Below are 17702 nucleotides of genomic sequence, written 5' to 3'. Positions count from 1 at the left end.
TTTCTCAATGAGGGTTGTGGTCAGTGGCCGGGTCGGCGGCGGTGTCGGGATCGACGTAGACGGCGCCCCGGTCGACGCTCATATAGATCTGGCTGGCGATCGGGTTGCGGCGTTCCTCGGCGATCTGCCCCAGCAGCCCGGCGCAGCGGGCCAGCAGCGCGAACCCGCGGAGCAGCTCGACCGGTAGGCCCAGGTCGGCCAACGCTGCGCCGCAGACGCCGGCGCCGTTGAGCGGGAGCTTGCGGCCGACGCCGCGTTCACTCATCCGGCCGATCGCTTCGAACAGTTGCAGGTGCGGGCCACGCAGCCCTTCCTCGGCGGCGATGCCGATCAGCACCGGGGTGCGGGGGTCGCCGTCCTTGTGGTTCGGATGCCCCAGGCCGGGAACGTGTTTGCCGAGCTTGTGTTGGCGGGCGATGGCGTCGAGGGCCATCTGGTCCCACTCGTCGTCGGTGCCCGGAAGCTCACCCTGATGCGCCTCGATCGCGGCGTGCAGGAACTGGCCGCAGTCCTCGGTGACACCGAGGAAACGGGACCCGCCACCGAGCAGGCCGGCAGCGATCGCCCCCTGCAGCGAATCGGGGGCACTGAGGTAGGTGACTCGGGCGGCGATGGCGGTGGGGGTGAAGCCGTGGTCGGCGAGGGCGACGAGGACCGATTCGAAGACCCGCAGCTCGCCGGGGCCGGGTCGGCGCATCGCGACCAGCCAGAAGGCGAGTTCCCCGAAACTGACCTTGCCCATCAGGTCGCCGGCCAGGTCGTGACCGAGGAGGTTGATCTCGGTGGCGGTGGAGGTGCTCAGTGACGTCGGGTATTGAGGTGTCGTGTGGTCGGTGGTCATGTCGCTCCGTTCGCGGCGGTTGCCGTGGCGGACAGCCAGGCTCGGATCTCGTCGGTGTCTTGGCCGAGTGCGGGCGGCGCCAGGTCGTAGCGGGGTTCGATTCCCGAGAACGAGATCGGGTTGCGGACCCCGGGCACGGTCGCACCTGGGGGTCCCACCTGCACGATCGGTGCCAGGCCGAGTTTCTCGGCGTACTGCACTCCCTGGGCGATGGTGTTGATCGGCCCGTTCGGCACACCGACGTCGTTGAGTTTGGCGAACCAGTGCTCCACCGGCTGGGTCTTCAATCGCTCGACGAGCAACGGCCGCAGTTCCTCCCGGCGCTCGGTGCGGTCGGCGTTGCGGGCGAAGCGGGGGTCGTCGGCGAGTTCGGGAACACCGAGGACCTCGACGAGTTTGCGGAACTGGCCGTCGTTGCCGGCGGCGATGATCAGGTCGTTGTCGGCGGTGGGCAGCGGCTCGTAGGGGAACAGGCTCGGGTGGGCGTTGCCCATCCGGTGCGGGGTGACCCCGCCCGCGACGTAGGCGGAGGTCTGGTTGACCAGCCCGCTCATCGCCGACGCGAGCAGGCTCGTTTCGATGTTCTGGCCCGTCCCGGTCTGCGACCGGTGCCGCAGGGCGGCGAGGATCCCGATCGTCGAGTGCAGTCCGGCCATCACGTCGAAGACGCTGATCCCGGCCCGGTAGGCGGGCCCGTCCGGGTGTCCGGTCAGGCTCATCAGCCCGGACATCGCCTGCACGATCAGGTCGTAGCCGGGCAGGGTGGCGCCCTCGGCGGAACCGAATCCGCTGATCGAGCAATAGATCACCGTCTCGTTGCGATCGCGGACCGAGTCGTAGTCGAGACCGAACCGGGTCAGTCCGCCCGGTTTGAAATTCTCGATGACGACGTCGGCGCGGGCGGAGAGGGCGTGCGCGACGGCGAGGTCGTCGGGGTCCTTGAAGTCCATGACGATCGACTTCTTGTTGCGGTTGATGGCCGCGTAGTAGGTGGAGACGCCGTCGGGGCGGACCGGGGGCACCCAGGAGCGGGTGTCGTCCCCGCCCGGACCTTCGACCTTGATCACCTCGGCGCCCAGATCGGCGAGCAGCATGGTGGCGTAGGGGCCGGCGAGGACCCGGGAGAAGTCGGCAATCACGATGCCGTCGAGGGGGCGGGACGGCGCCGGGCCGCCGCCGTGGGGAGTGCTCACGTCGTATCAGTCCTTGAAGTTCGTCGCCCGTGCGGGCAGGGAGGGAGGCGTCAGATCAGGGGGGTGATCTGCTCGCTGACTCCGATCAGGGCGCGGCCGTAGGCCTCGGCGGCGATCGCCGGGTTGACCACGGCATGCCGGGATCCGGTCTCGAGGTCACGCCACTTGAGCTGCAACGGACTGACCTCGGCGAAGCTGCCGGCGCCCTGAACGCTCAGGAGCAGATCCATGGCCTCGCGGGCCCGGGTGGCTACCACCCCGACGTCCATCCGCGCACGGGCCCGGGTAGCGAAGTCGAGGTAGTCGGTGGTCCGGGTGGCCGCGTCGATATCGGCGGCGGCCCGGAAGCAGTGCAGCGCAGCGGTATCGATCAGCGACGCCGCGTGGGCCATGTTGAGCTGGGTGGATCCGGAGTCGGTGGACTTGTCGTAGAAGGTGTACGAGATGCCGCGGCCCTTGGCGAGTGATTCCTTGACCAGCTCGAGGGCGCCCTGCGCGAGACCGAGCTGCGGTCCGACGAGAACCAGTGAGAGCACCGGCACGAACGCGGCCCGGTAGAGTTCCTCGTCCTTGTGCTCGGTCGGATACACCCCCTCGATGGCCTGGGTCACCGACAGGATGCGGTGGGTGGGGACGAACACCTCGTCGGCGACGAGGGTGTTGCTGCCGGTGCCGCGCATCCCGGCGACGTACCAGGTGTCCTCGACGGTCAGCTCGCTCATCGGGATCAACGCCATGCCCTGGTCGATCTGGGTGCCGTTCTCGTCGACGACCGGAACGCCGAGCATCGCCCACTGTGAATGCAGGCAACCGGAGGCGAAGCCCCACTTGCCGGTCACCACCAGGCCCCCGTCGACGGCCTTGGTGGTGGAGTTCGGTGCGACGACACCGCAGATCCGGGCCTCCGGGTCGGCGTCGAACACCTCCCGCTGCGCCTGGTCCGGGTAGAGGCCGATCAGCCAGCCGCACACGTTGATCAACGTCGCCGTCCATGCGGTCGACCCGCAGGCCTGACCCAGCGTGGAGGTGACCTTCAAGAAGGTGGTGAAGTCCACCTGGTGGCCACCGAACCGGCGCGGCACCGACAACTTGAACAATCCGGCGGCCGCGAGCGCGTCGATGTTCTCCTCCGGGACCCGGCGTTCGGCATCGGCACGGAAGGCATTCGAGCGCAGCAGGTCCGTCAGCGCGGCGGCGCGGCGGGGCAGCTCGGCGGACAGATCCACGTCCTCGGTGGTGGCGGGGAGGTCGGTCGCAAGAGTCATGGGGAGTTCCTTCGTCATCGGGCAGGAAATGCGGTGCGAATCACATACTTCGGCCCCGGCCGCCCTCCCGGCTTGTGCTCACCCACCAAAGATCGGAGCCGGGGTAGGGTTCCTCGCCCAGGAGCGGCACCGTTTTGAGCTCAGAGCACAAAGCGATCCGCCCCGCTGTGCTGCTGCGCACAAGCGTCCGTGGGGTGTGGCGCGCTTCACTATCGGTATTCGTACGATGTCCCCGAGCAGGAGAAGGCAGATGTCGCTCACAGCCAGTCACCCGCACCAGGTCGACCCGTCCACACTGCGCCGCACGCTCGGCCGGATACCCACCTCGGTGGCCGTGGTGACCGCCGCCGGCGCGGAGGGTCCGATTGGAATGACCATCGGATCATTGGCCTCGGTGTCCTCGGACCCGCCGCTGGTCACGTTCTTTGCGCTCGCCACTTCCGACACGTTCACCCAGCTGCGTTCGGTCGATCAGTTCTGCTTCAACGTCCTCGCCGAGGGGCAGGGCGACGTGTGCTTCGGATTCGCCTCCCGGACCGGAGCGAAGTTCGACCTCGGGCAGTGGGAACGCTGCTGTTCAGATGCCCCCCGCTTGCACGGGGCATCCGCGTGGATCGAATGCACCCGCGAATCGGTCTTCGAGGCCGGCGACCACCTGGGCATGATGGGCCGCGTCCACCATGTCGACTACAGCGACCACCGGCCGCTGGTCTTTCACCGGGGCAAACTGTCCCGCCTGCATCCGGGTGCCGCCCGCGACGTCTGCTCCACCCGGCTGGATTGGTGGACGATGTGACCGATATCGATCTCGGCGCACTCGGCCACCACGTGCACAACCTGTTCGGTACCTACGCCGAGCACGCCGACGACCGCGACGCAAACGCTGTCGCCGCACTGTTCGCCCACGCCACAGTGGAATTCGCCGGCACCACCCTGCGCAGCCGCGACGACATCAGCGTCCACTACACCGCACTGTTCGCCGACGCAGCACCGAGCCGACACCTGCTGACCAACACCATCATCGACGTCGCCGGACCCGACCAGGCTGCCGCACGCTGCCGCTATTCCCGCTGGTCCCTCGACACCGACGCGACCCTCCTCGCGATCGGCGACTACCGCGCCACCTTCATCCACGACCACAACGAGTGGCGCTTCGCCTCGTTCGCGGTCGCCCGCGCCTGGCAGCTCCCGACCCCCACTTACTCCACCACCAACTGACCGGAGGAACTTCCGATGACCACCCACACCGACAACGCCGTCGTCTTCGTCCCCGGAAACCCGCCGGAAGAGGCGGGCTGGCCCGGACCCGACTACAGCCGCGAGATCGACGGCGACATGCTGATCGAACGCAACGTCGCAGTCCCGATGCGTGACGGCCTCACCCTGCTGGTCGACCTGTACCGCCCGAAGGACGTCACCACCGGCCTGCCCGCCCTGGTCGCCTGGGCGCCCTATGGCAAGCACGGTGCCCTGAACTATGCCGGCTGGCCCGGCCACGACGTCGACCTCGATCAGTTGTCGAAGTACACCGCCTTCGAAACCCCCGACCCCGCATTCTGGGTCGGTCACGGGTACGCCGTCATCCTCGCCGACGCCCGCGGTTCCTGGGGCTCGGAAGGCAACGTCACCATGTTCGGCCCCGAAGAAGTCGACGCGTGCTGCGACCTCGTCGACTGGGCGGGCGAACAGGACTGGAGCAGCGGCAAGGTCGGCATGGCCGGGGTGTCCTGGTACTCGGTCATCCAGTGGGCGGTGGCGGCTCGCAGGCCCGCGCACCTGGCCGCGATCAACCCGTGGGAGGGATTCTCTGACCAGTACAAGGAGGTCGGCACCCACGGCGGTATCCCCGAAACCCAGTTCACCACCGCGCTTGCCCCGCTGATCGCGAATTCCCACGGCCAGGTCGAAGACGTCCTCGCCAACGCGATGAATCACCCGTTCTACGACGAGTATTGGCAGTCCAAGGCCCCCGACCTGACGGCGATCGAGGTCCCCGCTTACATCGTCGCCAGCTGGTCCGACCACGGCCTGCACACCCGCGGCACCCTCGAAGGGTTCCGCAAGGCCTCCTCACCGAGGAAATGGCTCGAAGTCCACGGCCGCAAGAAGTGGGCCTACTACTACGACCGGGCAAGCCAGGCCCGCCAGGTCGCCTTTTTCGACCACGTCCTCAAGGGTGAAGACACCGAGGTCACCGACTGGCCTCCGGTGCGGCTGGAAATCCGCGACCGCGCCTACACCGGCACCTGGCGCGACGAGACCGAATGGCCCCTCGCCCGCACCGACTACACCCCGCTGTACCTCGACGCCGGCACGCGCACCCTGGATGCCGCCCAGGCCTCCGCCGCCGCGACCGCCCGCTACGACGCCCGCGAGGGCAGCACCAGTTTCGAGCACACCTTCACCACCGACACCGAGCTGACCGGGTACGCGAAGCTGCGGCTGTGGGTCGAGGCAGAGGGGGCGAACGATCTGGATGTGTTCGTGGCCCTGCAGAAGATCGACCGTGACCGCAACATCGTGCACTTCCCGTTCTTCTCCACCTTCGACGACGGCAACGTCGCCCTCGGGTGGCTGCGCGTGAGCCGCCGCGAACTCGACCTCGACTCCACGCCCGAGCAACCCCGCTACACCCACCAGAGCGACCAGCCCCTCACGCCCGGGGAGATCGTGCCCGTCGACATCGAGATCTGGCCGGCCGGAACCGTTTTTCACGCCGGTGAGTCGCTGCGCCTGCTCATCCAGGGCCACGATGTCAACACCTACGCCCAGGGTCTGTTCGCCCAATCGCATGCCTTCACCGTCAATGCCGGCACCCACATCATCCACACGGGCGGCGATTTCGACTCGCACCTGCTGCTGCCCGTAATCGCGAACTGACCGCCACTCGGGCCAAGTCCGGCCGGACCGCCGGGGCGCAAACCCACCAGCACTGCCGTCATTGCGAACCCGGGCAACCAGCGTTCGACGTTGCGTGCAGTGTCTGCGTCGATGGGCCGATTCTCGCCGACCACTTCGCAGTACTGGCCGAGAACTGTGAGCTGGCCGGCCCGGTTCGACGATGGCTCGCAAGCACCAGATGGACCACCACGCCCGGTCTCCTCTGCCCGGACCACGGATGAGATGTCATGGGTCCGAACGCGATGACCGGATCCGAAGTTGGATTGGCGGTGAACCCGTCCTCGGGGTGGCCTGACCGATGATTTCTTTCGCGCGGTGCTGGTCTGTACACCGAGCACCGACTCATGGGAGGCCGACATCCCGACATCGGTGCGGGAAGAATCGGACACCGACCGGTAGCATCCGCCGGGGCGCCCACACCGGGACCACCCACACCACCGCAGTGGGAGGAAACCCAGCGGGCCCACCGAACCAACCCTCGCGCAGCCCCGGCACCCGCGGGCTCGGATCCGCTGGTGGCGCCGGACATCGATCGTGGTGATCGCCGGGCTCCTGGCCCGTCTGGCGGCGGGGTAGACGTGTGTACTTGCGAGCAACCTGGTTCTGTGGGTGTTTCGACGGGCCTACCGGCTCAGAACCGTTGGGCCCCTGAGTCCTGGATGTTGCGCCGGATACCGCGAACGAACGACTATGGGCAGGTTCCCTGGACTGTGCGCGCCGCCACGCGAAGCGTGACCTCCCCGCGCGCCAATTCGTTGGACACAAAGCACATGCAGCCTATGACGCAAACGGTGAAAGTACTTGCAGCGTCAAGTTGTTAACGTTCTCCAACTTTGCCGGAGGCGGCCCGTCAGGCGGCGCCGGCCGCTGTCGACCGAGGCGCAGTAGGAGCCGTGATCTTCTGGTTGACCAGCATGTTGAGCGAGACGCCCTGCTCCTCTGCTTCGATCGCCAGGCTCCGGCGCACCTGCGGGGAAGTGCGCACCATGAACTTCCGCATTCTCGCGGGAGCCTCCGGTTGTTCGCTAGTTCCGTATCAGTCGAGGGGATTCTCGTTCGACTTCCCGGAGCCCCTGCCGCGTCTTCTCTGCCTGATTTCAACTTCAGGGTGTGGGGCCGGCGGCATGAACATCGGTCGCTCGAACGAGACGCGGGCCATCCGGTCTCGATCGGATCGGTGGATCTCGGCGATGGTCGGGTAGCTGACCCACTCGCATAACTTGCGATCGAGCCAGGGTCGCGTGGTTTCTGTCAGATTCCATGCGGACTCGGAGGATCTCGCAGAAAGATCGCGTCTAGGTCGTCTTCCGGAGCTACGAGGCTCGTGCCATCGACGCGCCATTGCACGACCACGCGGGAACCCTCGAGTACGAGTCGGATGGGGGCCCGGGCGTCATAGTCTGCATTCATGTCGTCAGCTCGGGCGCTCGGGCCGCAGGCTTGGATGATGGATGGGGACTGTCTCGCCGCTGGCAAGGGTTACGGCGAGGTGCAGTTTCTCTCTCCACCGCGCACGGAGCACCGCAAAGACGACTCCGTCGGCTCCGACATCTCCGGTGTCTGTATCGAGCGACGACCTCACTTCGAACTGAGACACGCCGTCGGCAGCGATTCCGGCCAGTGCCATCCACCCGAACTCTGGTGGTACCTTCGCGACGGACGGATCGCCGGATTGATGGACGGTCAACCGCGCCAAGTACGAAGCTCGAAACGAGCGACCGAATCCAACGCGGGGATTGGGCACCCCGAGGATGAGGGATGCCTTCGGTGAATCGCCGCCTGGCTGAACAAGAACCGCCCAAGGGGTGGTATCTGCGGCGAATACGACGGCGACATCGGAGTCGCGCTCGATGAGCCGGACTGGGCCGAATCGCTCTCCAGCCGTGGTGCGGTGCATCAATGGGACTGCTTCGCGCGCAAGCCTTACCGCTGGGTGGGTGCGTAGGTCTTCGTCGATTCTGTCGCGAACCGGCAACAACCTGTTCCCCGGTTCGTCGTCCGCTGGGTTCGACGATATTCGGATGCTCATGAACCCTCCCGACCGTGCGCTGAGAACCGAAGGATAGTCAGCAGGCCATACCTCGTAGAAGAACAGCTGGCGTGGAATCCGGCGATGTAAGCGATCGGTGCGGACTTCATCCATAAGATGATCCCGCGACGGGGGCGGCTCGCGGCGGTTCATCCGTCGCACATCAAGTCGACAACGAGAAGCTCCTCGCGGTAATCCCCGTCATCGCCTTCAGCGGTCGGATAGGTGTACACGCCTGCTGGGCTGCGACGGAGTTCGTACTCGCGCACCGTTCCCGGTAGATACTGGCTCGCGACCCAACCGTCGGGAGCGTCGGCGGGAACCCCGACCGCGACGCACAACATCCGGATGCGGCCCACCCTGCCGGTGGTGGGAAGCACGCGAGACCGGATCCGCCGTCCATCGGTCCGGTCAGCAGGCTTCGACACATTGAGCGCGCCGGAGACCTCGATACGACGCGAAGCAGGGAGCGGCAGAGCAACATGCGTCGCAACACGGACTCCGGCCAGTTCCGCCACCACCTCGACGGCAACGGGTGTCCCGCCCTGCGTGATGTACGTGTCGCGCGTGCCGGCGACGACTTCTGAGTGCAGCCGGATCGGCATGGTGGTGTGCCACCCCTCCGCAAGAATGCGCCACCACCGCCCCAGTGTGGGTGTCCAGGACAGATGGACCCCAATTCGGCTATCCAGGTGGAAGGGGGCGGTGTAGGGCAGCACGTCGGACTTGATCACAATCGGCACGGTCAGCAGACGTTGTGTCATGACTCCATCACCCGATGGGGCACGGGTCTGATCATGGACCAGCGGTCGTGTCGGTGGTCCGCGCACCCGGCATCGGCACCGAGATTCTTGCCACGATGTCCGCGTTCGCGGGATCGGCAAAGGGATCCGGCTGAATCCACTGCACCGTGCCCCGAGTACGGGCATCGAGGTCGACTCGCCGGCGTGTGCCGTCCGGAGATGTCGCGGTGAGTTCGACGACGGCGACCCATTCGGTGTCGTCGGCGCCGCGCGCCTTGTCGGCACGTCGCGGCTGAGCGGTCACCCGGGCCACGGTTGCCGGATCATCGACCGGGACCAGTCGCCGCTCGTCGTCGAGCATCCGCACCGGGTGAGCATCGGGATCGACGCGCACCACCCCGTACCGGCGGTCTCGACGCAGCATCGGATACGTGGTGCCGACAAGGAACAGTCGCCCGTCGACGACGACGCTGCTACCGCCTTCGGCACAGACGCGTTCAATGGTCAACGTTCCGTCCCCGGCACGGTCGCACCGGAACACCTCGTGCCGGGAGGTGATCCAGCACCCGCCGCGGTCGGCGTGGACCTTGCGGGTCCACTGGTCCGTCGGCGGCTCGATCGTCAGCGGCAACAGATACTCGACGATTCGCGGTGGTGTCGACCCCGTGTCAATGTGCAGCAGGACAGGATTCGACCGATCCATCACCCACACGTCGGGTCCGTCGATGGAGACCGCGCCGGCGACGAACTCCGCCTCGGTGACCGGTACGTTGTCGACGTCCAGGTCGATCAGCACTCCAGTCCCCTGGAAGTGGTCCTCGGTCGAGAGCGTCTCCCAGTTCGACCAGTAGCGGTGCGGGGTGGACTCGACCTCGGTCAGTCGCTCGGTGCCGTCCAAGGCACGCAGTCCATTGCCGGTGTGTTCGATGCGCTGTTCGACAAGCTGGACCCGTCGAACCCTGCCGCGAACCCGTACGGGATTGTCGGACCCCGTCCAGGCAATATCGACGACGAATCTTCCGGTGAGTTCGACTCGTCCCGTCAGGGGCCCGTCGGACAACCACTCGGCGGACCATCCGTCACCGATTGCCTCGAGCGGCCACCGCAGTCCACCCTCCGGGTGGCTGTAGGGGATGTGCCCGAACATCGGCCGGACGGTTGCCAGCACGGTTTGCCCACATGGTGAGGGTGTTTGGCCGGTGGGGTGGAAGGTCAGCACGACTTCGACGACATCACCGCGAGCGGGTGGTGCGAGCGAGCGGTCATCGAGAACCCATCCAGGGGCGAACACAGCAAGAGTGCGATTAGCCGTTTCGGCGAGCATCGTCACACCCCACGCACTCGACGAACCGATGGACGACGCCATCGGGCGCGGGGCTACCTTGCGCTGAAGAATACCGCGACGGTCAGAGCCCGCGATAGCTGTCCGTAGAGGATCGCTGACCGCACGAACCCAAGAATCGTCGAGCGTGACGCCGTGACACCGAGACGGCCAGGAGACGACGTCGACGAGGACGGTGGAGTCAGTTCCAGAACGAGGTGAGTTCGGGTCTCCCGGCGCAGATCATCCACATCTCCGCGATCCGGCCTTGGTCGAAGCGGTAGATGAAGGCGTTCTTGACTTCGACGGAGCGACCGTTTCGCGTGAACACCGCGTGTTCCCACTCGGCGGCGTAGGTGTCGTCGGCAAGGCAGGAAAGCTGCTGCAGATCTACTTGGCCATCGGTGAGTTCGAAAATCAGCCCGATGGCGCCGAGCAGGCCGTCAACACCGGCGTGGTCGCCGAGGCTCGGCAGCGGCCCGCTCACGTGGAGCACGAGGTCATCTGAGAACAGGGTCGTCAACGTGTCTCGGTCGCCTTCGACGATCGCGGCGGTCATTCGATCGATGGTGGCGACATTGGGGTGGGTGCTCATCGTCATCACCGAACCTCGACGCCGAGGTTTGCCATGGCCACGCCGAGGGCCTGGCCGAGCTGATCGGTCGGGCTGAATTCGACGAGCTCGGTTCCGGCGTAGTGGATCGGGGTGTGGCCAGGTGGGACGTAATAGGCCTCGCCGGTGGAGTAGGTCTCCTCGTGGCTGGCGAATCGGAAGCCGACCCGGCCTCGAACGACGTAGCCCCAGCGGGAGAACTGGCAGCGGTCATCGGGCAGTCCCCGGAAGGCCGGAGCCAGGTCGGTGTCGGCGTGGTGGGACTCGAAGCAGACGGTGTACCCGCCCTCGAAATTCTCCATTCCCACGTCGAGACCTTCGATGCTTACCTGCTCGGATGCGGATGTCTTGGTAACGCTTGGCATCGGATGCCTCCTTCAGTGGTGGTTTCTATGCCTCCGACGTTAGGGATGGCGGGGATCCGCGGCATCCGAGCGAGCACCCATCTTCAGCGGGTCCGAGATTTGGGTGCTGGCACCCAGTTACACCAGATCGTGCTCGTAGGCATAGGCGGTCGCAGCCGCACGACTTGTGATGTCGAGTTTGGCAAAGATGTTGCTCACGTGGCGTTCCACGGTTCGCTCGCTGATCACAAGCGCTTCGGCGATCTGCCTGTTGGAATCGCCTGCTGCGATCCGCCTGATCACCTCGGATTCCCTCCTGCTCAGGACGGTGGCCTGGTGGGAAACGTCAAGTCGGGCCAGGTCGCCGGCGGCGCCCAACCGCTCGAGGGCGGCGCGGGCGGCTCGAGCCTCCATCGTCTGGCTCTCATGGTCCCCCAGAGCACCGCAGCCCTCTGCGATGAGGAGACGAACGCGCGCGAGTTCGTACGGCGCCTCCAGATCTGTCCACAGCTTCTCTGCTGCCCGCAATCGGCCCAGCGCCGCCGGTGCGTCGTCGCGTGCAAGCAATACCCGGCCGTCCGCCGTCGCCGACATGGCTCTGAGCAACGGGGCACGCAACGCCGCTGCGGTGTCCGCCAGCTCTGCCGCCGCGGTGCTTGCTGCATCGCGATCTCCGGCGCAGAGGCTGATCTCCACGTAGGCGGGAAGCAGACGCGCGCGGACGAGGTGGTCCCGCGTTTCGGTGAGAACCCGCTGGATGGTGGTGCGGGCCGAGTCGACCTTGCCTTGCGCGAGGCGTAGTAGGGCGAGTCCGGGCTGCGGATCATGACCGGCCGCGCTGGCCCTGCGGTAGGCGGCCTCGGCGGCAGTGAGCTCCCCGCCCAGTCTGTGCAGCTCACCCACCTGGTAGTGCGCCGCGCCGATGGGAGGGTGGGGCTTGGGGGTACTGAGGTGCTCGCACGCTCGCCGGGCCTCCGCGAGAGCGTCGACCCATTCGCCGCTCAACTGAAGCACCTCGCAGCGATCGACCAGACACTGGCCGCGGAAAGCGACGAGTTCAGGCTGTGCGTGGCACCACGCGACCAATCCGGATGTCCAGACCTGGACCCGGCGCAGGTCGAACAGCTCCCTGCAGCCCTCAATCACCGTGCAGTAGGTGTCGGCGGTGAGAATCGGCGAGACGTCACCCGCGGTCACGGCCATCATGGCCTCGTCGAGCAGGGCCAGGCCGGCGTCGACCTCGTCCAGATAGATGAGGCACCGGCCCTGGCCCGTGCGAGCGATCGTGGTCAACTCGACGTTCGCGTACTGATCACCGATCCTCGCGGCTTCGGCGTACGTCTCCGCGGCTGCCCTGACGTCGCCCCTGAAGAACAGCACCTGCGTCGCCCGCAGATAGCTGCGTAACCGTGCTCAACGCACTGGTCGCACCCTTCCAACAACCGACCGATCCGGGAAATCCACCCGCCGCTGCGGGGTTCGTCGTAGGCGTTCACCAAACGGAAGGCCACCCAGAAGGCGCACCGCACTGCGCGCTGCCGATCGCCGCCGCGCTCGTGGACCTGGAAGGCACGGCTCCAGGCTCGGTCGCTCTCATCGTTCATTCCCGCCAGGTATGCAGCCCCGGCGAGTTTCTCCAACACGTCGACCGGGAGCGGATCGCGTTGGTCAGCCGTTGCCAGCGCTTGGTGCGCCCTCGCCCAAGCCTGCTGCGCGAACAGCTGCAGGCCGAGACGGACGTCATCGCGGTCGGACATCAAGGCTCATTCAACCGGTAATCGCGTCCTTGCGCACTCACGAGTTCAACAACGACCGATGGGGTGTGGGCGGCCAGCACGTTCGCCGGTGCGACCTCGGCTGGTGCCTTGGCGACCACAGTGAAGAACACCCGCAGGTCGTACGCGGCCAGCACCGTGTTCGAGCGACACCGCCCCTCCAGGAACTCCAGATAGTCATCGACCAACCGCACCCCGAGCCGGACCACCGGCTCACCGGACGGCCCCGAGAACGGTCAGACACACGGATCGGACAGGGACATCTCAAGGCCTCCAACTCCATCGACAGGCAGCCACAACGGCTCGTCGAGATGTCCCGAAAGATCACCGCAAGCCGAACCCCGGGGGCGCTAACCGGCCACTCGCGAGTAGGTAACTGGGCGGACGCGGACGCCCCGAAGTCCTAGAAACACTGTCGAGAAGGATCCACCTCCGATTCTCGGTGGTGGAGGGCCCATGCATGCAAGGTGGTGGGCGGTTGACCACAGCGGGATTCCATTGTGGTTCGGGGATGCCACGCGGGCATGAAAAGCCCGAGCCGGCGGGGTCGGGCTTGAGTCGCGCTATGGGTGCAGCGGGGACTCAGTATCGGCTTGTTTGAGGCGCCTCAAGTCGCGAGGATCTGCGGAGATCTGCACGCTTCTGTTCGCAGTGGACTTCGTTGCGTGCCCGCTCAGATCGGTCAACGGCGCACCCGATAGCGCAGGTGAAGCACCCGGTTGCCCTGAATAACCACGTCAGGATCCTCCAACAGGTGCTGCGCGTGGGCCGACCCGAAGTAGCGCTTGCCGGACCCGAACACGACGGGCACGACGTCCATGCGCACCTCGTCGATCAGGCCCGCGGCAAGCACCTGGCCACCGACGTCGCCAGCGGCGACCTCGACCATGCGGTCACCCGCAAGCTCCTGCGCCTTGGCCACGGCTGCCTCGACGCCGTCGACGAAGTGAAACGGCGCCTCGGGGTCCCAGCCCTCGGGCTCCGGCCGGTGGGTCACGACGACCACGTGATCGATCCCGCCCGGAGGATTCCCGCCCCAGCCGTCCGTAATGTCGAAGACGTGGCGGCCGACGAGTGTCGCCCCGATCTGGTCCCAGTACGGCCGGATGTAGTCGTAGGACGTCTGCGACACGTTCAACTCGCCGCTCTCGTCCAACGGGACGTCACCGCTGGACAACCAGTCGAACAGCGGTCCGGGCTGGTCATTCTCGTCCGCGACGAAGCCGTCCACCGACACCGAGCTGTACATGACCACCTTGCCCACGGGGCTCTCCTCTTCTTCGGGGTGCCCCCAAATTAGCGTGTCGTGAGCTGTCGCACTTGTAAGAAATCAATCGGTCGGCAGTCGGCCATCTTCGTGCCCATGACACCCTCGTCGTGGGACGCCCAGATATACCCGGCTGCCCATACGGTTCCACGTCGCCGTTGGACCGGTGGCAAGTCATTCGGCGGCCGTCAACTCCGTCGGCACGGTCCACCGAGGTCACCTGGTGGCGGGCCTGAATGGCATTAGGGGTGTTGAGAATCCAGTACCTTGCCAGTCCCATCTTCGGTGTCGGACTAGTGAGGGTGGTGGTCTGAGCGGTCGCTACCATGCTCAGCGCCGTGCTGAAGAACTACACCGACAAATGCCAGGGCGCGAAGATCACGATCACCGGCTACTCCCAAGGTTCGGACGCTGCAGGCGATCTCGCCTCGGCGATCGGAAACGATCAGGGGCCGGTCGATGCGGACCGGGTCCTCGGTGTGGCACTGCTCGCCGATCCCGGTGCCGGCACGAAGGGCGCGGCGACGGTGGGACCGAATACCTCCGGGGAGGGGATCGCCGGTCCCCGAGTGCAGGGCATGGGCAAGTTGTCCGGGCGGGTGGCCTCGATCTGCGATCCGAACGACCTGTACTGCTCGATCCAGAAGGGTGCGAACCCGTTCCTCGGATCGCTCGGATCGATCCTGTCGAAGACCCCCGGCACCACCGGCACCGAAGGAGGTAACACTGCTATTGCCACCGCGCTGACCTCCGATTTCACCGACGTCGACCTGCCCGGTCTCGGATCGAATGTCGACGTGCTTGCAAAACAACTGAGCGGCAGCGACACCGGTGGTTCGGTTGATGTGAACCGGATAGGCGACACCGCAACCTCGTGAGTAAGACACTCAGCCCACTCGCCGAGCTGCTGCAGTCCGGGGCCGCGAACACTGCCGCCACCGCAGGCCTGGCCGCAGCCCCAGTGGGCACACCGGAACATGCGGCCGCGCAGGTCCTTACCACCGCGAGCCACGCGGACCTGACCGGTGCACTCGACGCGGTGACCACCATCGCGAACACCGCAGCCACACTCTCGAACAGTGGCACCACCACACTGCCCGCCACCGCCCCCGAAATCTCTCAGCTCTCGCACACAGCGCTGGTCACCAGCATTCTCGGCAACGTCGACGTGATCAAGCTGGCCAACATCGCCGGCCAGGCCCAGGAAATTGCGTGGACCGCCGCGGCCAAGCTCTTCCCTCCACCCGGAGTGCTTCCCGACCCGGTGGGTGATGCGGCGCAGACCGCAGCGTTGATCCCACTCGGCCTCGAGCTCGCCTCGGTGGGCGCAAACATGCTCACCGGCAAAGCCGGCAATACCGACCCCGCGCTGCTGGGCACGCAGGCCAACCCGGTCGGGAACGCGATCACCACGCAGGCCCAGACCCTCGACCTCGCAGCACTCGCCGTGTCGGTGTCCACGATGGCGCGCTCGCAGGGGGCCGGGGAACTCGCCGCGGTCGTCGGGGAGGGACTGAACGCGGCCAGCTTCTTCGCCTCCGGTGCACACCAGAGCAACCAGAACTTGGTCGTCGACAACGCCGGCCGCAACGCCGTCCAGTGGATCGCGGATTGGCTGAATCTGCAGATCACCCGCGCCGTCTGACGAGCCGACGGCGCCCAAAATCGAATGGAGCACCGAAAAATGGCCCCTCGAACCCACCGCCCGACATCCTGCTGGGTGACCTGCCCGCACTGCGACAAACACACCTATTTCACACGCAGGGACGCCCGCGCAAGCGGATCTGGCCGCCGGGATCGAATGCGAGCGGGGTGGTCGATGCGCCCTTGGCGTTCATCAGGGTCACCACGCCTTCCCCGCGAGCCGACCATCTGCGAGCGTTCCCCGCTGATTTTCTCCGAGCGTGTCGCGGTCGATGTCCTCGGGATCGAACCCCGTCGCCCGGACACCGTCCGCGCACTCTCGGAGCACTTCGTCGTCTGCACCCGCCAACGCGACTTCACCACCCACGGCCAGTTCGCCTACACGGTCATCGACTGGCGAAACGGAATACGCGAACCGGTCAACGTGATCGGGCAGAACGCGGAAGTAGGCACCGATGAGCAGTGCCGCGCCCTACTTTCGCGACCTTGAATCCGGTCGATGCGAAATCAGCCACCGCAACCGAGTCCATCTCGACATTCTCGCCAGGGACGAGCCATGAGAGAGCGCATACCCTCAGGGCGCCTTCTCCGCTCACCGCCGCTGTGGGGATCCTGCTGTGGTCGAAGGTAACACCGTCGTTGCTCGACCACCCGCCGCTGCCGGTTCCACCCCCATGGTGTGCGGATCGCCTTCCCTGACAAGGTCCGCCTGATGCTTAAGAAGGCCACTGCGCCGCTCGGTGATTGAGGTCTAGAGGTCCCACAAACTCAACAGGGCTGTCCGCATGGTGGGGGAGCGGACGAAGTGGTCGGTCCGCAGCCGTGAGCCCGGATGCCCGAGAGCGGTCAACTCTTCCTCTGCGGCTGGGAGGGGGAGCGGGGACAGGTCGGTGCGGAGGCGGAGGAAGTACAGAACCGCCCCACCGGACCGCGGGACCTTCATGGGGTCGGAGACCACGACCGCCGGCGCGTAAATCCACTGGTCGTCGGTGGAGACGAAGACGATGACGTCGCCACGCTTCACCCCGCTGGGCCTATCGAGGCGCAGCGATTCGAGCTGGTACTTCGCCGCCGGGCCGCCCCGGCTGCGATGTCGGCCCCGCTGCTCGTCGAGCACGCGGCTCTCGGTTCGGGTGGGTTCGTAGTCGACGGCGTGTTTGACGAACATCCGAGTTACCGGGGCGGGGAGGAAGTCTGTCTCGGTGCGGACACGTCCGGTGACCCCGGGCAGTGGCACGGCACGGCCGATCTCCCACTCCCGGATCGCGTCGTCGAGGAACACCTGATCGACCTCGGTGATCTCGTCGAGGCTGTCGATGAACTTCCAGACACCTGCGATGATCTCGGGGTCGTCGGTGATGACCACGGCGTCGTCGGCGAGGATGGAGTTCTCGGACGCGTTCGCCGACCCGATCACGGCCCGGGTGTTGGTCGCGATCACCTTGGCGTGCAGGGTTGGCGTGGACAGCACCCGCACCCCCTTGTTCACGTAGAACGCGAGGGCTGCGGGGGAGGTGGCGTGCGCCCGGATCGCGGCCCTGGAGGCGTTGACGACCAGGACGTCGCCGGCACGCAGCGGGAGTAGGTCGGGTGCATCCGGGCCGAGGTAGGCGATCGCCGCATGGCGGGCGCCGCGTGTGCGGATCGCGCGGGTGATGTGCGGCCACGGGCTCGGCCCGTGGAAGGTGGTCCCCATACCGACAGACGGTAACGGGCCACGCGCGTCGGCGTGCCGATCGCGGCAGAGGGGACCGGCTGACCACGAG

17 protein-coding genes and 2 pseudogenes are annotated in these 17702 nt (G+C 66.5%); 5 read left to right on the top strand and 14 right to left on the bottom strand.

Annotated elements, in window-relative coordinates:
* Window positions 1-4 precede the first annotated feature (4 nt).
* From H0B43_RS01745 to H0B43_RS01735, 3 genes are read right to left on the bottom strand one after another with little or no spacing between them, the layout of a single operon-like run.
* A complete protein-coding gene (locus tag H0B43_RS01745; RefSeq protein ID WP_185729564.1) occupies window positions 5-841 on the bottom strand; it encodes a citryl-CoA lyase in 837 nt (278 codons plus the stop codon).
* Entirely contained in the window at window positions 838-2034 is a 1197-nt protein-coding gene (locus H0B43_RS01740) for a CaiB/BaiF CoA-transferase family protein (RefSeq protein WP_185729565.1), read from the bottom strand. The genes H0B43_RS01745 and H0B43_RS01740 overlap by 4 nt, the downstream gene beginning before the upstream one ends.
* Window positions 2035-2084: 50 nt before the next feature.
* Window positions 2085-3299, bottom strand: a complete 1215-nt coding sequence (locus H0B43_RS01735; protein WP_185729566.1) for an acyl-CoA dehydrogenase family protein — start codon at window positions 3297-3299, stop codon at window positions 2085-2087.
* 250 nt (window positions 3300-3549) lie between these two features.
* On the opposite strand from H0B43_RS01735, the gene H0B43_RS01730 reads away from it, so the two are divergent.
* From H0B43_RS01730 to H0B43_RS01720, 3 genes are read left to right on the top strand one after another with little or no spacing between them, the layout of a single operon-like run.
* Window positions 3550-4095, top strand: coding sequence for a flavin reductase family protein (locus tag H0B43_RS01730; protein ID WP_185729567.1), 546 nt, complete (start codon window positions 3550-3552; stop codon window positions 4093-4095).
* Window positions 4092-4517 (top strand): nuclear transport factor 2 family protein, encoded by a 426-nt coding sequence (locus H0B43_RS01725; protein ID WP_185729568.1) that lies wholly within the window; start codon window positions 4092-4094, stop codon window positions 4515-4517. Before H0B43_RS01730 ends, H0B43_RS01725 begins: the two co-directional genes overlap by 4 nt.
* 15 nt (window positions 4518-4532) lie before the next feature.
* Window positions 4533-6179 (top strand): CocE/NonD family hydrolase, encoded by a 1647-nt coding sequence (locus H0B43_RS01720; RefSeq protein ID WP_185729569.1) that lies wholly within the window; start codon window positions 4533-4535, stop codon window positions 6177-6179.
* An 871-nt stretch (window positions 6180-7050) separates the two neighbouring features.
* On the opposite strand, the pseudogene H0B43_RS01715 reads toward H0B43_RS01720, so the two are convergent.
* From H0B43_RS01715 to H0B43_RS01685, 7 genes and pseudogenes are all read right to left on the bottom strand, one after another.
* Window positions 7051-7230 (bottom strand): annotated as a pseudogene (locus H0B43_RS01715) (toxin-antitoxin system HicB family antitoxin); the annotation flags it as partial.
* A gap of 384 nt (window positions 7231-7614) precedes the next feature.
* A complete protein-coding gene (locus H0B43_RS01710; RefSeq protein WP_185729570.1) occupies window positions 7615-8229 on the bottom strand; it encodes a hypothetical protein in 615 nt (204 codons plus the stop codon).
* A 149-nt stretch (window positions 8230-8378) separates the two neighbouring features.
* A complete protein-coding gene (locus H0B43_RS01705) occupies window positions 8379-8963 on the bottom strand; it encodes a hypothetical protein (RefSeq protein WP_185729571.1) in 585 nt (194 codons plus the stop codon).
* Window positions 8964-9024: 61 nt separating this feature from the next.
* Window positions 9025-10119 carry a hypothetical protein gene (locus H0B43_RS01700; RefSeq protein ID WP_185729572.1) on the bottom strand — a complete coding sequence of 365 codons (1095 nt, stop codon included), beginning with the start codon at window positions 10117-10119 and terminating at the stop codon, window positions 9025-9027.
* A 376-nt stretch (window positions 10120-10495) separates the two neighbouring features.
* Complete coding sequence (locus H0B43_RS01695; protein WP_185729573.1) at window positions 10496-10852, bottom strand: nuclear transport factor 2 family protein; 357 nt, start codon at window positions 10850-10852, stop codon at window positions 10496-10498.
* Between the two features lie 41 nt (window positions 10853-10893).
* Window positions 10894-11271, bottom strand: a complete 378-nt coding sequence (locus tag H0B43_RS01690; RefSeq protein ID WP_185729574.1) for a cupin domain-containing protein — start codon at window positions 11269-11271, stop codon at window positions 10894-10896.
* A 117-nt stretch (window positions 11272-11388) separates the two neighbouring features.
* A complete protein-coding gene (locus H0B43_RS01685; protein ID WP_185729575.1) occupies window positions 11389-12630 on the bottom strand; it encodes a LuxR family transcriptional regulator in 1242 nt (413 codons plus the stop codon).
* Between the two features lie 29 nt (window positions 12631-12659).
* On the opposite strand from H0B43_RS01685, the gene H0B43_RS01680 reads away from it, so the two are divergent.
* Complete coding sequence (locus H0B43_RS01680) at window positions 12660-13028, top strand: hypothetical protein (protein ID WP_185729576.1); 369 nt, start codon at window positions 12660-12662, stop codon at window positions 13026-13028.
* Here the strand turns inward: H0B43_RS01680 and H0B43_RS01675 are convergent.
* Window positions 13007-13234 (bottom strand): hypothetical protein, encoded by a 228-nt coding sequence (locus H0B43_RS01675; protein WP_185729577.1) that lies wholly within the window; start codon window positions 13232-13234, stop codon window positions 13007-13009. The two genes, H0B43_RS01680 and H0B43_RS01675, sit on opposite strands and share 22 nt — an antisense overlap.
* A gap of 473 nt (window positions 13235-13707) precedes the next feature.
* Window positions 13708-14289: a dihydrofolate reductase family protein gene (locus H0B43_RS01670; RefSeq protein WP_185729578.1), complete on the bottom strand. Its 582-nt coding sequence runs from the start codon at window positions 14287-14289 to the stop codon at window positions 13708-13710.
* A gap of 335 nt (window positions 14290-14624) precedes the next feature.
* On the opposite strand from H0B43_RS01670, the pseudogene H0B43_RS01665 reads away from it, so the two are divergent.
* Window positions 14625-15937 (top strand): annotated as a pseudogene (locus H0B43_RS01665) (cutinase family protein); the annotation flags it as partial.
* A gap of 198 nt (window positions 15938-16135) precedes the next feature.
* Here the strand turns inward: H0B43_RS01665 and H0B43_RS01660 are convergent.
* Window positions 16136-16303, bottom strand: coding sequence for a hypothetical protein (locus tag H0B43_RS01660; protein WP_185729579.1), 168 nt, complete (start codon window positions 16301-16303; stop codon window positions 16136-16138).
* A 384-nt stretch (window positions 16304-16687) separates the two neighbouring features.
* The gene (locus tag H0B43_RS01655; RefSeq protein ID WP_185729580.1) at window positions 16688-17632 is read right to left on the bottom strand and encodes a phospholipase D family protein; all 945 of its coding nucleotides are present in this window, start codon (window positions 17630-17632) and stop codon (window positions 16688-16690) included.
* Window positions 17633-17702 lie beyond the last annotated feature (70 nt).

Origin of the sequence: Rhodococcus sp. 4CII (assembly GCF_014256275.1) — a bacterium.
GTDB lineage: Bacteria > Actinomycetota > Actinomycetes > Mycobacteriales > Mycobacteriaceae > Rhodococcus_F > Rhodococcus_F wratislaviensis_A.
This window is presented reverse-complemented; position numbering and strand designations above follow the sequence as displayed.